The organism is Dyadobacter sp. NIV53 (genome assembly GCF_019711195.1).
Classification (GTDB): Bacteria; Bacteroidota; Bacteroidia; order Cytophagales; family Spirosomataceae; genus Dyadobacter.
The window spans coordinates 487,793-503,949 of record NZ_CP081299.1; the positions used below are offsets into that span (position 1 = coordinate 487,793).

At 40.8% G+C, this 16,157-nt stretch carries 10 protein-coding genes and 1 pseudogene; 6 read left to right on the forward strand and 5 right to left on the reverse strand.

Annotation, left to right across the window (positions count from 1 at the left end):
* Window positions 1–56: 56 nt before the first annotated feature.
* From KZC02_RS01965 to KZC02_RS01975, 3 genes are read right to left on the reverse strand one after another with little or no spacing between them, the layout of a single operon-like run.
* A complete protein-coding gene (locus KZC02_RS01965) occupies window positions 57–3,938 on the reverse strand; it encodes a M4 family metallopeptidase (RefSeq protein WP_221392562.1) in 3,882 nt (1,293 codons plus the stop codon).
* On the reverse strand, window positions 3,878–4,237 hold the full coding sequence (locus KZC02_RS01970) for a hypothetical protein (RefSeq protein WP_221392563.1): 360 nt from the start codon (window positions 4,235–4,237) through the stop codon (window positions 3,878–3,880). Before KZC02_RS01970 ends, KZC02_RS01965 begins: the two co-directional genes overlap by 61 nt.
* Window positions 4,238–4,294: 57 nt before the next feature.
* Window positions 4,295–8,533 carry a M4 family metallopeptidase gene (locus tag KZC02_RS01975; RefSeq protein WP_221392564.1) on the reverse strand — a complete coding sequence of 1,413 codons (4,239 nt, stop codon included), beginning with the start codon at window positions 8,531–8,533 and terminating at the stop codon, window positions 4,295–4,297.
* A 500-nt stretch (window positions 8,534–9,033) separates the two neighbouring features.
* On the opposite strand from KZC02_RS01975, the gene mscL reads away from it, so the two are divergent.
* Entirely contained in the window at window positions 9,034–9,474 is a 441-nt protein-coding gene (mscL, locus tag KZC02_RS01980; RefSeq protein ID WP_221392565.1) for a large conductance mechanosensitive channel protein MscL, read from the forward strand.
* Window positions 9,475–9,609: 135 nt separating this feature from the next.
* Here mscL and KZC02_RS31370 read toward each other — a convergent pair whose 3' ends face one another.
* A complete protein-coding gene (locus KZC02_RS31370) occupies window positions 9,610–10,137 on the reverse strand; it encodes a hypothetical protein (RefSeq protein WP_229253956.1) in 528 nt (175 codons plus the stop codon).
* Between the two features lie 15 nt (window positions 10,138–10,152).
* A pseudogene (locus tag KZC02_RS31375) lies at window positions 10,153–10,290 on the reverse strand (DUF3078 domain-containing protein); the annotation flags it as partial.
* A 709-nt stretch (window positions 10,291–10,999) separates the two neighbouring features.
* Here KZC02_RS31375 and KZC02_RS01990 point away from each other — a divergent pair.
* The 5 genes from KZC02_RS01990 (at window position 11,000) to KZC02_RS02010 (ending at window position 16,054) form a co-directional block, all read left to right on the forward strand.
* Entirely contained in the window at window positions 11,000–12,217 is a 1,218-nt protein-coding gene (locus KZC02_RS01990) for a hypothetical protein (RefSeq protein WP_221392566.1), read from the forward strand.
* Window positions 12,218–12,441: 224 nt separating this feature from the next.
* Entirely contained in the window at window positions 12,442–13,140 is a 699-nt protein-coding gene (locus KZC02_RS01995; protein ID WP_221392567.1) for a response regulator transcription factor, read from the forward strand.
* Window positions 13,124–14,494, forward strand: a complete 1,371-nt coding sequence (locus tag KZC02_RS02000; protein WP_221392568.1) for a HAMP domain-containing sensor histidine kinase — start codon at window positions 13,124–13,126, stop codon at window positions 14,492–14,494. The genes KZC02_RS01995 and KZC02_RS02000 overlap by 17 nt, the downstream gene beginning before the upstream one ends.
* Before the next feature lie 152 nt (window positions 14,495–14,646).
* Complete coding sequence (locus KZC02_RS02005; RefSeq protein ID WP_221392569.1) at window positions 14,647–15,108, forward strand: hypothetical protein; 462 nt, start codon at window positions 14,647–14,649, stop codon at window positions 15,106–15,108.
* Between the two features lie 37 nt (window positions 15,109–15,145).
* Window positions 15,146–16,054, forward strand: a complete 909-nt coding sequence (locus KZC02_RS02010) for a bestrophin family protein (protein ID WP_221392570.1) — start codon at window positions 15,146–15,148, stop codon at window positions 16,052–16,054.
* Window positions 16,055–16,157: the final 103 nt, after the last annotated feature.

Sequence of the window (16,157 nt, forward strand, 5' to 3'; positions counted from 1 at the left end):
TGCACGAATGTTCACGAATTTAATTATTTGTGGCCATTCGTGTATCCGTGGCATTGTTATAGTTTCAGTACTGAAACGTGATAATTTTTCTTTTTGCCGGATAGGATTACCTGATAAATACCGGGTGGTAAGTGTCCCATTTCAAGAGTAAATCTTCCATTTGTGCTTTTTACCTTCTCTTTTATCGTTACCTCCTGCCCTGCTGTATTCACAATCTTTGCGTCTGCATATTTCAAATCAACATCCGGCAGTTCCAAAGTCAGTAAGGATTGAACCGGATTTGGGAAGAATTTCAGATCATTATTAAGTTTGCCGTTAATTGAAATGATCCGGCTGTTTACAAATTTACCATCTTTGTCTACCTGTTTCAGCCTGTAATAACTGATCCCAATTGGGAAACCTGCATCCGTAAATCTGTAATTATTTTTAACTGAGGAATTACCTGCACCCGTTACTTTTCCTACCTGAGAAAAAATGAGGCCATCCGAACTACGCTCAACTGAAAAATAGTCGTTATTTACTTCTGCTGTTGTTTCCCAAAATAATAAATTTCCTTCAGCGGTATTTTTTTCCTCAAATCTAACCAATGTAACAGGCAGCGGGCCACCCGGAGGTGCGTCAGATAAACCAAAACCTGAAAATCCGGTGTCAAAAGTAGCTGTAAAAGCATGATCCTTTTCAAAAGCATTTTTTATTTCAACCTGCGCAAATGAGGCAGTCGTATTTTCGGCACCAATATTACCGGGACTTTTACCCATTGAAGCAATCTGCGACCCATTAAAATTAGGAAGTTCAGAGGCCTTGAAATATAGTGTGATTTCATATTTACCGTTTGGATTATTAATTGCCGGAGTTACTTTAAATGTCTTTTTTGTGACATGATATGCACCAAGCCAGTCCGTTTCATCCTCGCCAGCGCGATCTATGGCAACTGTGGTACAGCCATAATCATGTTCACTCAGATTTTTAATTCTGGCAAGCAGGTTTTTCGAAAGAGGATCATAAAAATAAGCTTCGGAATATGGGCCAAGATATTGCGCACCGGGTGTATGGGTAACTTCACTTTCTATTTCTGTTGCCATTTCGCCCGTGACCTTAATATTGTCAAGTATCCAGTATCCACTTGAAAAACCAACATAACCAAAGCGGATTTTCATTCCCCGTGTTGCATAATCAATAGGGATGGAAATATTTTTTGTGACAATTCCTTCCATTTCTGATTTTGAAGTTTGCAAAAGTACATTGCGCCATTCATGCCCGTCCCAGACATCGACCATACTCAGCTGATTACCACCGTAATGGGTAAATTGTTGAATAAATGATAGGTTTATGGCCGACATACCAACCGTATTAAAAGGAGGTGATTCTATGGTAGTATTAAGCGTATCCCGCTGAAGTAAGTAATTATCGCTGGAGACAAATATAAATGGATGCCCGTCCGGATCGAGGTATGTCTCGGGATCATCGGAAGTGCCGGTTGACCACGTATACGGATATCTTGGTTTGGCGACTCTCCAGGAAGGTGGAATTATTGTATCGTTAAAATCTTCATAGAGTAATTCAATAGTACCTTCGCCCGGAATGTAATCGTCATCCAGTATAGTAAGGATATGCTGCTGATTATAGGAATCGGCAAATGCATCGCCTCCTGTTATGGTATAACTCAGGGTATCAGTTTCGTCTTCTTCCACATCAGCATCGTTATTAATCCGGATCACAACATCCTGTGATAATTTCCCATCTTCCAGTACAAAAGAATGCGGAGTAACGGTGTAATCTCCTGTCGGGCCCTGTGTAGCGGTTCCGGTTGGTTCATTAAAAGTAATGGTAACAGGTTCGGAAGGAGCCTGGTTAATTTTAACAGTAATTATTTTTTCAGCATAAATTAAACATTCGCCTGATACAGGATCTGCCAGATCGGCTTCACTTTCATTCACAATGGTTTTATCAGAAACAAACAGCACCGATGGAATGGTACAGGTATAAACGCTAACATTGTCAACAAACCAGCCTTCGCCTCCCGTGTAACAGGCACTAAGTCCCAGATTCCATCTGAACTGGATTGTCTGCCCGAAAATTAATCCGAGTGATGTCAGATCAATACGGCTTTGGCCCCAGGAGCTGGTTACTTTCCCTACATCATACCCTGAAAAAGCTTGCTGCCCTTCCAATGGGTTCTTATGGGAATCATTTATATTCACTACCTCATTATAACCGTTTGCTGTAAAAGAATAAGCCGGCACCAATATCCAGTCACCACCATTGATCCTGTAACTTATATTACCCCCGTCACTGTCATACATCGATACATAATGATCAAAAGACATACTGAATTGCCCTTCGGAACCAGCCGGAATTGTAATAACGGGACTGATCAGATTCATAACGCCACCATCCCCAATGCAGTTGCCTATCTTGGTAATACCAAAAAAGGCTGTGCCGGTATTCCCTTCCGGTGGCGTATTATCCAAAACCCAGTTGCGCGGTACCCATTGATCCGACAATCCGGTATTTGAAACAGACCAGCCATTCAACCCGGATTCAAAATCTTCATAAAAAATTGCATGGTCCGGATATGCGCCGATACAAATGGGTTCAGTTGGTTCAAGAACCGGTTTAAAAGGACAGTTGTCTTCATTCCGAAGTTCTACCGCGGCAATGACCTTTGCAACCTGGGCCACATCACTGGCAGTAATGATCCTGCCAGAAAACACACGTGCCGAATCCGAAGTAGAAAGCTTATAGAGATTGATCCCTGCCAGATCAGCTGCGGAAGCTTCCAGCATATCCGCCAGAGCAGCAAAATCAGTCGTTTGTGTCATATAATTGGCTTGTGCATGCCAGAAAATATGGGCTGCTTTTGTGAATCCTAATCCCCTGATCGTTTGTCCGTTATAAGTTCCACCGTCTACAAGCAGTGCATAGGCATGGTTTAACACACCCGTATTGGAATATACATAATCCTCTGTTTGTGTGGCACATATATAAAAATCATCAGACATTTTACCGGGGTGATATTTACAGGCCGGGTTCCACATATCCTTATACACCTTATTACTATTTGCACTTTCACCTATTCCCCAACGGGTTGAGCTTTCACAAGCGGTTCTTTTTGCATTATTTTCTCCCTCATCCAGGTAGCCGTTCAGCTGATCTACCGTTTCTCCCCATATTTCCGAATACGACTCGTTGATGTTACCGGATTGGAACTCATTTATAACCCCGCCTGTGTATTCCATGTAGGCGTGTGCCCATTCGTGGGCCACATCTTCATCGCTCGGAGGACTAAAAAAACCAGCAGAAACACCATTCCAGCCAGCATAGTGGATATCATTGTTATAATCATTGTCAATAATGACCATCTTCGCGTACTTATCGTCGTAAGAATTGACACCAAACCCGCTTTTCATCAGATTGTAAATATGGCCGGAAGCAATAACTTCCACCTGTTGTGACTGGTCCAGTTCGCCCGGAAAAGCATCTCCTTCCTCCCACTTTTTGTATTCGTCGTCCAGTTCTGAATCGTACAAAACCCGGTGCAGGTAACTCATCCCTTCAAACTGCTCCACAGTTGCTTTTGAGTGCGCATCAATGAAGAGAAACTCCCGGATATCTTTGTCATTTCTTACCTCAACTTCGTACACCAGATGCCGGGCGCCTTTATAACCTTGTACCAATCCTTTTTGAAAAACATAAAGCTCTGTTTTTTTAGCAAAAAGCGGTGCTTTGATCTTACCAAGCTTCTGTTGTGTTACCAGTTTGATGGCAATATCAGCCGCCTCTTCTTTTGAAAAAGAGGGAATAGTATTCAGCCTGCCAACTGTTATAAAATTACCATTGAGGGACGCAAGGTCTGAGCTTTTGTTGAAATGGAATTTTAAAGTGCCATCGAATACGGGAACTCCCTGGAAATACTGCTGCAAAACAATGTGTTCCAAACCAAAATTGTCTTTTTTATTTTTTTAACCAGATAAGAATCCTTTTCAGGCTGTATATTAAATAAGCCCTGATGCTGTTTTATAAAAGTAAAAGCTTTTTCCTGCGCTGTAACACCACTTAATTTCAGTGCTTTTCCAGCCGGAAACCTTAAAAAACTTAATGCATTAGTTGCTCTATCAATAGTAGGAACAGCCCCGGTTTTCGCCGCAAATAAATTGATTTCATTCTTCGTTGCATTTTGAGCAAAACATGCTAAAGTGCATAACAGAAGATAAGAAGTTAGTAGTTTATATTTCATGATATAGCAGTTGAGTTAAATAAGAATTTGAACACTAATGCATATACGCAGATACCCTTACAATTTTAATACTGACAAATGATAACTCTTCTTTTGGGCCAACCGATGCCTTTCAGACTGTTCCGGAGCCGTTAGTATTACCTGATAAGTTCCGGAAGGTATTTGCCCGAATTCCAGACTGAGGCTGCCATTCCGGCTTTTCACTTTTTCTTTATTAAATATTTCCTGTCCGGCGTTGTTAATGATTTTCACATCCACTGACCTCAAATCAGGGTCAGGCAGTTCCACAGTCAGCGTAGATTGAACCGGGTTAGGGAAAAATTTAAGTTCGGTCACATTCAGCGCTTCGATGGAAATGATCCGGCTGTAAGCAAATTTGCCATTTTTATCAATTTGTTTAATCCGGTAATAACTAATTCCCTTCGGATGGTTCGAATCAGTAAATTTGTAAGTGTTTTCAATTGCGGAATTTGCGTTGTCTTCTATCCTTCCCGCCTCAACAAAATCACGTCCGTTACTGCTTCTTTCAACAGCAAAATACTGGCGACCTGTGTTGGAAGTCGTAGTCCAGTTTAAAAGGTTTCCCTCAGTTGAATACGATCCGTTCAGCCTGGCAGTTTTTACAGGAAGCTGCGCATTGATCACGGTAATGGGCGATGCGTCCGACAAGCCAAAGCCGGAAAAACCGGAATTAAATATTGCAGTGTAAGCCAGGTCATAGTGGAGTACAATTTCTTTGCGAACCAGTTCAAACGAACTATTTTCCAAATTACCCGTTGCAATACTGCCTTCACTTTTGCCCATGGATACAATACCATCAAAATTGGGTAGTTCCGATGGCCTGTAATACAGCGTGATCTCATATCTGCCGTTTGGGTTATTGTGGGTCGGATTTACCACGAAAGTTTTACTGGTAATATGATACGGGCCAACCCAGTCGGTTTCATCAATCCCAACCCGGTCTATGGCGACGGAAGTACAACCGTAATCATGATTACTTAAATTTTTGATTTTCAGCATGAGATTACCGGTTTCAGGATCATGAAAATAAACAGTCCCGTTAGGCCCCAGGTATTTTTCGTCAGGCGCACTGCTAACAGTATTTGAAATATGTGCAAGCGTGTGCCCCGTTACTTTGATGTCATCAATTGCCCACCAATATTCATCCCGGCCAATATACCGGAAACGTAATTTCATTGCAGCATTAGCATATTGGGCTGGAATAGAAATATTTTTGGGAGCAGGCCCATTCCATGCACCAACATTGCCGGTTGCCTCATTTTGCACATTTATCGTATGCCATGCACTTCCATCCCACACATCTAATATTCCCTGCTCATTAAATCCGCCTTCATGAACCCCGAAATACTCAACAAATGAAATGTTGATATCAGAAAAACCGAAAGTATTAAACGGTGCAGTTTCGACACTTACGTCGAGATATGTATTTCCTGCATCATTGCTGCTTGCCATTAAAAACGGTGTTTGATTCTTATCCAACTGATAACTTTCCGACATGACCGTCCAGGAGTAAGGATAATTATCACCTCCCACAATTTCCCAGCCCGGCGGCAATAATGCATCATTAAAGTTTTCTGAAAGTAAAACGATCGTTGAATCAGCCGGTCCCTGTATAATATCGTCATCTTCGATCGTCATCCTATGTTCCTGGTTACCGGCCGCACGAAAAGCATCACCAGTTGTTGACAGACTGTAAGTTAGTTTTATGGTCTCTTTTTGTTCCAGATAAGCATCATTATATATACGAATTATCACATCCTGAAAAAGTTTACCAGCCTGCAAAACAAAAGTGGATGGAGAAATCGTATAATCCGCAGTTGGTCCCATTTTGGCAGTTCCGGCAAGATTTAATGTAATATTCACGGGTGCTGACGGCGCTTTATTAATCTTAACCGTCACTATTTTATCTACATAATTCAAACATTCATTCGGAGAAGAACCCGTTAGGTTTCCTTCCGCTTCACTGACAACCGAAAATCTTGAAACAAACTGAACAGAAGGTAAAGCACAGGAATAAACCCGGACATCATCAATATACCAGCCATCCAGGCCATAACATCCGTCCGTACCAAAATCCCAGCGAAACTGTATGGACTGCCCAGGTACCAGGCGTAGTTTTGAAAGGTCAATCCTGCTCTGGCCCCAGCTTCCAGCGATTGAACCTTCGTCAACTCCTGAAAAAGCCGGCTGGCCCCGTAACGGACTACCTCCAAAAGCCGATAAAGCTGTGTTGTAACTATTGGAAGTAAATGCGTAAGCAGGCACCAAAGCCCAATCACCGTCATTGAGGCGGTAGCTGATATTTCCCCCGTCGAAATCTGGTTCCGTGGCGATATACTGATCAAAAGCCAGATTAAATGGCCCTGATGCACCAGCAGGAATTGTTATAACGGGACTAGTCAAAGAAATTACGCCATGCTGCGAAGAAGTAGTACAGTTTCCAATTGCAGGATCAATCGCATAAACAACCTTTCCGCCTCGTCCGTCCGGTGGTGTAGCGTCCAGAACCCAGTTACGCGGTATCCAGTCTGCTGAACCTGCGGTATTGGATACCGTCCATCCATTGAGGCCATCTTCAAAATCTTCATAAAACAAAGCCTGATCCGGCTGGCCACCATTGCAGATTTCCGCAACGGGTTTAAGTATGGGCTGAAAATTACAGTTATTCTCTGCTCTCAGCTCCACTGCCGCAATCACTTTTGCCAGTTCGGCTGCATCAGCCGGTGTTATAATTTTACCCGAAGCCAAATGCAATGTATCGGCCGTTGATAATTTTGTCAGATTAATACCGGTCAGATCGCTCAATGCTGCTTCCAGAATGTCGGCTTGCGCTGCAAAGTCGGTGGTTCGGGTCATGTAGTTAGCTTGTGCACGCCAGAAAATATGTGCCGCTTTTGTCAAACCCAACCCTCTGATCATCTGTCCGTTGTAAGTCCCTCCATCCACAAGTAATGCATAAGCATGATTCAAAACCCCCGAATTCGTGTGTACGCCACCTACATCCCAGGCGTCACAATGATATTCCTCGCCCGTCACTTTTCCGGGATTGCCTTTGCAGGTCGGGTCCCATAAATCCCTGATACTACCGTCAAATGCAGTTGCCTGCTCGCCTAATTGCCAGCGGTCCGAACTTCCGCAGTCCGTTCTTTTTACATTACTTTCCCCATTGTCCATATAACCATTCAACAGGTCTACGGTTTCTCCCCAAATATCCGAATAGGCTTCGTTCATGGCTCCCGGCTGCCAGGCATAGATCAGTTCACTCGTATATTCGGTATATGCATGGGCCCATTCATGCGCAATGACGTCGTCGGAAGCTGTGCCATCACAAAAATTTGCTGATACCCCATTCCAAGTTGCATTGGGGCAAGCCACGTCCGGGTTGTTGTTGATGGTGACCATCGCTGCATCTTTGTTGTCGTAAGAAGCGTAATGAAACGCGCTCTTCATAAAATTGTAAATCTGACCGGATGTTACCACTTCCGACTGCTGCCATTTGCTCAGCGATCCCGGAAACGCGTCTCCTTCTTCCCACTTTTTAGTATCGGTCGATTCTTCGTACAAAACACGGTGGACGATATTGTGTATTCCCGTAAACTGCTCCACTGTTGCTTTGGTGTGCGCATCAATGAAAATAAATTCCCGGACGTCTGTATCATTTCGGACTTCTACTTCATAAACCAGGTGCCTGGTACCTTGAAAACCTCTCGCCAAACCCTTTTGAAATACATATAAAGTTGTCCTGATTACTTTCAGAGGCACTTTATAATTTCCTAATTTTTGGCTCGTCACACGTTTAAGGCCCTCTCTTGCAGCTTCTTGTTCGGTTACCGTTGCCTTGGTATCCAGTTTCCTGACAGGTATAAAGTTGCCGTTCAAAGACGAAAGTCCTGCGTTTTTATCAAAATGAAATTTTAAAATCCCGTCATAAACCGGAATTCCTTCGTAGTACTGCTGCAATACAACATGTTCTAATCCATAATTATCTTTTTTATTTTCTTTTACCTGATAAGAATCTTTATCAGCCTGTATGTCAAATAAACCTGAATTTTGTTTCAGGAAAGCCAGTGCCTTTTCTCCGGTTGTGGCGCCCGTTATTTTCAGTGCCTTTCCACTTGGGAACCTTAAAAAACTCAGCGAGTTAGTTGCTTTGTCGATGGTTGGAATGGCGCCGGTTTTTGCAGCAAAATCATTGATTTCTTTCAATGACGCATTTTGGGCTAAACATAATCCGGCACATACAATAAGCGAAAGAATAGGTAGAATGTTCTTCATGATATTCTGTTGAGTTTAAGAATGAGTCAGAACTGAATGGTTCACATCATACACCAACTTTAATCGCATGATTTCTTTTTAATATATGACGGCAGTTTTAATAAAGCATAAAAGACAAATACGGTTTGATAGATACGATTAATATAAATCCCATTTTTTTAAGTTAAAACAAGACAAACATTTATTATATAAAAAACTTATTAACCGGTATATAATTAATTCTAAAATAATATCACATTAAACTAATTCTATAATAAGTTAAAAATAAATTTATAAAATATATACATATTAGTTATTTAAAAATATTTAGAATTATTAATTGTATCCGTATCAAATATTAAAAATGTATTTAAAATTACTCAACTAATATTTCATTGAATTGGAAAATAATTTGTTATCATTTATTATTTCATATCAAATAATTAAATGAATTAATTACCTTAGAATGATAGTAAAACGCAATCTGATTTTTTATCATTTTAAACTCAACGATTACGATTATGTTAAAAGAATTTAAAGAATTTGCTCTTCGGGGTAATGTTATGGATTTGGCAGTGGGGGTAATTATCGGTGCCGCCTTTGGTAAGATTGTAGACTCGGTAGTGAATGACCTGATCATGCCGCTTGTTGGCAGGGTGATCGGGAATGTTGACTTCAGTAACCTGTACGTCCCACTTTCGGACAAGATCACAACCGGACTTCCGATTTCAGAAGCAAAAAAACTCGGGCCGGTTTTTGCTTACGGAAATTTCTTAACGATCGTTATTGACTTTACCATTCTGGCCTTTATTATCTTTTTACTGATCAGGTCCATGAACCGTTTGATGCGCGGAAAAGCTGATGCACCTGGTGTGCCTCCGGCACCCACAAAAGAAGAAATTCTGCTTACTGAAATACGGGATTTACTCAGCGTTTCCAATTCTAATTCCTATAAAAGTTAATCAACTTTTCAATTCGAATGATCTGATATTACATTTTACAATAAACCGGACGCGTGCTATTATAGTAAAAAACCCTTTCCGAAGCTTCGGGAAGGGTTTTTTACTGATGTGAAATAAATTATTTTTAAATCAGATTCACTTAATTGAATATAAAAATCCAAAACCCAGTCCTTGTGCAAACTGAACTGTATTGCTCTGATCCTGATCATACACCAGGATTACACCCAGGTTGACATTGATAAATTTATTGATCTTCGCTGTTATCATCGCATCCAGCCGATCATCAATATTAGTAGGATGTTTTATATTGGCGTACATCAGATATCTGAATTTCAAATTTACATTTTTCGCTATATCCTTATCAAAATTGGCGACGATCTGCATCAGTGCTGCTTCTGTCCGGATCTTTTTTCCAATAGGAACACCATAATTTTTCTGATCCGGAGTATTTACGTACAAATCAGTATCCGTCACAATTGTCTGACGCAAAGCACCGGGAGCAAAGTCGATAAAGAAATAAGGAACCGGTTTATATTCTATTCCAATTGCTTCTGTTAAATAAGCGGGAGAAAGAAGTGAAGAAACTTTTCTTTTACTGTCATCAATATCTGAGTAATTATAGCCGGCGGCAAACTGTGAAAGAAAATTAACGTTCGCAAACAAGCTCCATTTGCTCGTCAGATCACGGTTATATTTGGTATCAAAAAATAACCGGTCAACGTTTTTTCTGCTTTGCTGTCCTTTATTTCTGACGACACCATATTGTGACTGGAAATCATTTCGCCAGGCATTTTTACCTGATTTTTTTCGGACAATGCATTAAAAAATAAACCCAGTGCAATGGAATTAACCCCGCCTCCTGTCCAGTTCGAACTGAATGATCCCTGATTCAGATTGGCACCGAATTCTATATTTTTCCATGCAGTATCACCCGGAGTTTTCAGCCTGCCCTGATTCAGTTCGTTTTTCAAATCTACCTTTTTTTGCACATCAGGATTATCCTGTGAAAAGGAATTATAGCTTAAAGCAAAAAATAAAATCAGGAACGAACACAATCCAGGCTTGTAATTTTTCTTCATAATTCATTACGTTTTAATTATTCATGAAAATTATATTATTAATAATCTTACTTTAATTTTTATATCAAACCAAATTAAATCGGATGAATTGATAATAATTGTAATGATAAAATATCATTCAGGAAAAATAGTTATTTAAGAACCAGAATTAATCCTATTGAAACTTACTGAAAAGACTCGATATATTATAGATGCAGATCATTTATTAACAGAAACTTATTAAACGGATGAAAAGCTTTTCACAAAAAATAGCACCATATTTTTTACCGGATTCGTATTTTAATTTTTCCAGGAGAATTATCCATCGCGTGATCTGATAGATTAATTCTTAAATACTGCTTCCAAACCTGAACCCTTTTGTCGAAATTGTTTATTAACTTCCCGGATGCACTGCACAATAGTGAATCTTTGAACAGCAATTACTTTTATCTGCAAAACTCGTTGTTATGAAACATACAATTCTGATTTTGTCCATTATTACATTTCTGATAACAGGAAAAACTTTTGCGCAGGCGGAGCAGGAAAAACTTGATCTTCCCGGAGATAACCTGAACCTGTACGCAACTTTAAAACTTTTTCAGGAATCGGAAACACTAGAAGGATTTGAAAAAGCACTGAATGAAGAATCATCACAGATCAATAATCTAGACTTAAACGGGGATGACAATACGGACTATATCAAAGTAAATGATCAGGTGGAGGATGGTGTTCATTATATATCACTTAAAGTTGCAGTGAATGAAAATGAAGATCAGGATGTAGCCGTTTTTATTGTAGACAAAGATAAAGACGGACAGGTGCAGATCCAGCTGATTGGCGACGAAGACCTGTATGGAAAGGATTACATCATTGAGCCCGGTTCTGAAACATCTGATAATGGCGGCTCTACACCAAATCCGGGTTACACACCTAATAATCAGCAAAACGTTGTGGTTCGTAACAATGTCAGTTACCAGATAGACACCTGGCCGGTGATACGCTATATTTTTGTACCGAATTATATAATCTGGCATTCGCCCTGGCACTGGAATTATTATCCGTCTTACTGGCATCCATGGAGGCCCCAGTACTGGCATTATTATTACGGCTACCACTATAATCTGCACAACTATTACAATGTCCATTACCGCAGATCGGTTGTTTACAGAAATCCGGTATGGCGTCAGCGGTATTACTCCGGTGGTATGCGTTCCAGTTCAGTATATGTAATAAACCGCAACCAGCGCGGGGACTACAAAAAAACCTATTCCAGGCCGGGATCGGCGAAAGAAGGTTTTGGTGCTTCCAGAAAAAAGAATCCGAACCTGTCCACAGGCAGAAACAGGTTACCATCATTTGACAAAACAGGAAGGCCGGTAATAAACAAACCTGTAACGAGCCGTCCATCTGTAACCAGGCCGGGCCGCGAAAACACCACAACGCCCCGGCCAGTCACCACGCCAGGAAATGCAAGGCCTGGCAATGGCAATACTTCACCTACCCGGCCGGTCACAAGGCCAGGAAATGAAAATCCCTCTCCCACCCGGCCTGTAACCAGGCCAGCGGTTTCCCGTCCGGCTACAAGCAGGCCGTCGGTAAGCAGACCGGACAACGGATCGTCCAGGCAAAATGCAGCCAAACCAGCAACCAGCCGTCCGGCGGGCAGAGAGAGAACGCCCAGATAAATGAGTGGACTTGTCTTTTTATATTAATAATATATCAGACTTGATCACGGGTTCTATTGATATCGGCTGTCTCAACGAAAGAACTCATGATGATCTCTATCTTCAAACTAATAAATTTGTTAGATTTGGCAATATCCGGATTGATTTCAAGCTGGTGCCAAACTTGTGATATATTTTAACCAAACGGGGCCAATACTCATATTTAAATTCCCTGCATTGCATTTATGAAGTTATTGCTGATAGAAGACGAGCCAAGTGTGATATCCCTGATTCAAAGAAGTCTTACAGCTTCGGGACATGAAATCAGCATTGCGATGGATGGCGAGTCGGGATTGCGAATGGCTCTGCAACACACATTTGATATTATTCTGCTTGACCTGATGATACCTGTTATCAACGGTATGGAAGTGTGCCGGAAAATACGCCAGACAGATACCGGAACGCCAATCCTGATGCTTACAGCTTTGAGCACGACAGAAAATATTGTATCCGGACTGGATGCGGGAGCAGATGATTATATGACCAAACCATTCAAACTGGCAGAATTGGAAGCGCGTATCCGGACGCTGACCAGGCGCGGAAAAGATCAGGAAAAAGAAAGCCAGTCGGATACATTGAAAATCGGTGATCTCGTTTTGGACAGAATTACCAAAACGGTAACAAGAGGCTCCTCGCCTATTGACCTGACTGCCACGGAGTTCAGGCTTCTGGAATTTTTTCTTTCCAACCAGAACAAAGTGCTGAACCGAATGGAAATCCTGGAAAACGTCTGGGACATTAATTTTAATCTGGGCACCAATGTGGTGGATGTTTACATTAATTATTTAAGGAAAAAAATTGACAAAGATCACCGTACAAAACTTATTCATACGATTTTTGGAATGGGTTATGTGATGCGACAGGTTTATGAAGATCCAAAATAGAATTGCACTTATTTTTACGCTGCTGACGGCAGGAATCATTCTGGCGCTCAGTATTTTTATATATATTTTTGCGTCGGAAAGCACATCCAAAAGCTTTTTGCACAGGCTTGAAGTACGCTCCAACATCGTAGCTCATGCTGCTCTGGAAGAAAATAAATTGCAGACTTCTGTCTATTACGACATCAAGGAAAAACATCTGGGCGATCTGCCTTATGAGCAACACAGGATTATCCGGGACAATGAGCTTGACAAGGAGAAAAAAATTAAAAAGGAACTCCCTATGCCGGAAACCTTTTACAACCAGATCTTCACAACCGGCTCCGCTGATTTTTTCGAGAAAGATACTTCATATGTCGGCAGGAGGTTAAGCCGAAAAAACGAAAATATCATGATCATTTCTTCGGCGGTAGATCTTTACGGCCTGGAAGAAATGCATAACTTAAAAAAGCTGCTATTTATCGGTTTCCTGATAGCGATGGTTTTTGTTTTTACATTTGGGAAGCTTTTTGCCAAACAAATTTTTCTTCCCATACGCCGTATTATCAGGAATGTGAATGGGATCAATGCGCATAACCTGCACCAGCGGCTCATTATTGATGATAGCAGTAAGGATGAAATTACAGATCTCTCCCTGACATTTAACAATATGCTGAACCGCCTGGAAATCACTTTTGAAATCCAGAATAATTTTGTCAGCAATGCTTCGCATGAATTTAAAACCCCGCTCACAATTATCAGTGGCGAAGCACAGTTGGGGCTATCGCAAACCGGGCAAACGGGTGTCGCCAATGATTCATTTCAAACCATTTTAAGGGAATCGGAAAAACTGGAACATCTGATCAACAGTATGCTTAGCCTTGCACAAACCGGCTTCGATGGTAAAAAAGATCAGTGGGACCAACTACGGGTAGACGAACTTGTTTTGTCTGTGAAAGGAACCGTTGACCAGATTATCCCTAAAAACAATGTTGGAATAAATTTTGACGACATGCCGGAAGACGAGCGCAAACTGGTCGTGATCGGCAATGAAACTTTACTTCGTGCGGCTTTTACCAATATAGTTCTGAATAGTTGTAAATATTCGGACAATAAACCCGTGGAAATCACTATTTCAGCAGATCACAAACATGTCGTAGTTGAAATTACAGATCACGGTATCGGCATACCTGACCGCGAAATGGCGCAGATTTTTGTTCCCTTTTTCCGGGCATCCAACACGGCTAAATACAAGGGATATGGAATTGGCCTTCCACTGACAAACAACATTATAAAAATGCATCAGGGAAGTATTGTTGTAAACAGTTCTGTGGGCGTTGGTACGAAATTCATTGTCTATATTCCAGTCAGCTACTGAGGTCTCTAATCTCATTTTAATATTCTAATTTCATTCTAATAACTTCCTCATCGTATTATAATCCTGTTTTTAGCTCGTGCTAATAAGCCCGGCGTAACATTGTATTGTCAACATTTTGACTTAAAAGCATTGTTAATCAAAACGATAAGATTATGAAAACTGTGATAATTCCCAGCGATTTCAATGTTGAATCTATTCATGTTGCGGAAGCAATGGTAAGAGATTCCAAAGAAGAGGTCAGGTTTATCTTTACGCACCTTTTTCATGTTGCGGATGATATTCAGGATTTGCTTTTTTCAAATTACAGAAAGAAAGAGTACGAATTTGTTTCCGAATCATTCCGGAATGAGTGTAAAATATTGAAGGATATTTACAGTGAAAAACTGAAAAGTATCACAATTGAGTTTTTCTACGGCAGCAGGCTTGCTTCGTTCAAAAATTTCCTGGATTACAACGAAGCTGACTGTATTGCTTATTCGGAAAGCTACGGTATTCCCAAATTAAGTAAAAGCAGCCTGGATGCGCTGCCTGTTATCAAAAAATGCGGCCTTCCGCTCATCAATACCGACCAGATCAGGGAGACCTCATTGTCAGATCTTAAACATGTTATCTAATACATTTCAATCAACATTAATATAATCCATATTATTTATGCTACTAAAAAAGAACATTCCAATCCGGTATGTATATGGAAAGATAAAGTATGAAATACTGTTTGTTGCCATTTATGGTATTGCTATAGAAATTGTATATCAAAATTTCCATATCACCAATATTTCCATTCCTATGACGGTGCATACGGTTTTGGGAACTATCATTTCGCTCCTGCTCGCGTTCCGTTCTAACCAGGCCTACGACAGATGGTGGGAGGCTCGTATTGTTTGGGGCGCAATTGTGAACGATTCACGTACACTTGGCCGGCAGATACTAGGATTGATTGACGATCCGTATGAACCGGATACCATTCAGCCTTTCAAACACCGCATGATCAAACGACAAATAGCCTGGTGTTATGCTTTAGGAAAAGGGTTAAGAAAAGAAGACCCGATGCCGATAATAAAAAAATTCGTATCGGAAGAGGATTACGAATACGTGAAAGACTACGACAACAAACATATCGGGCTCATACAGCTGCACTCAAGGGATCTTAAAAATGCACTGAAACAAGGGTGGGTGAATCCATACCAACAGATTGAAATTGATAATACGCTGACCCGTCTTTGTGATTCTATGGGAAAATGTGAAAGGATCAAAAACACTGTATTCCCATCGACATACAGCTTATATATCCACCTGGCACTGCACTTTTTCCTGCTTCTTTTGCCATTCGGGCTTGTTGAAATTTTCGGGTTTCTGATGGTGCCGGTGCTGGTTGTAATTACTGCATGCTTTTTCCTGATCGAAAAAATGGCGATTCATTTGCAGGATCCGTTTGAAAATAAACCTACGGATACACCCGTTCTAACAATTTCAAGAGGGATTGAACGCGACCTGAAACAAATGATGAATGATGAATATGTTCCTGTGACTCACGAACCCGATGCTTTTTATATACTATAACTCAAACTCAATTTTTTTAATTTGAAAAACGTAAAGAGCGGCTCAAAAGCCGCTCTTTACGTTTAATCATGTTTTTTTAACAGGAAATAATCACTGATTCGCA

What these genes read in the sequence shown, in the direction of transcription:
- KZC02_RS01970 (WP_221392563.1), bottom strand. Translation starts at nt 4,237, where the DNA reads ATGAAATATAAACTACTAACTTCTTATCTTCTGTTATGCACTTTAGCA.
- KZC02_RS01975 (WP_221392564.1), bottom strand. Translation starts at nt 8,533, where the DNA reads ATGAAGAACATTCTACCTATTCTTTCGCTTATTGTATGTGCCGGATTA.
- mscL (WP_221392565.1), top strand. Translation starts at nt 9,034, where the DNA reads ATGTTAAAAGAATTTAAAGAATTTGCTCTTCGGGGTAATGTTATGGAT.
- KZC02_RS01990 (WP_221392566.1), top strand. Translation starts at nt 11,000, where the DNA reads ATGAAACATACAATTCTGATTTTGTCCATTATTACATTTCTGATAACA.
- KZC02_RS01995 (WP_221392567.1), top strand. Translation starts at nt 12,442, where the DNA reads ATGAAGTTATTGCTGATAGAAGACGAGCCAAGTGTGATATCCCTGATT.
- KZC02_RS02000 (WP_221392568.1), top strand. Translation starts at nt 13,124, where the DNA reads ATGAAGATCCAAAATAGAATTGCACTTATTTTTACGCTGCTGACGGCA.
- KZC02_RS02005 (WP_221392569.1), top strand. Translation starts at nt 14,647, where the DNA reads ATGAAAACTGTGATAATTCCCAGCGATTTCAATGTTGAATCTATTCAT.
- KZC02_RS02010 (WP_221392570.1), top strand. Translation starts at nt 15,146, where the DNA reads ATGCTACTAAAAAAGAACATTCCAATCCGGTATGTATATGGAAAGATA.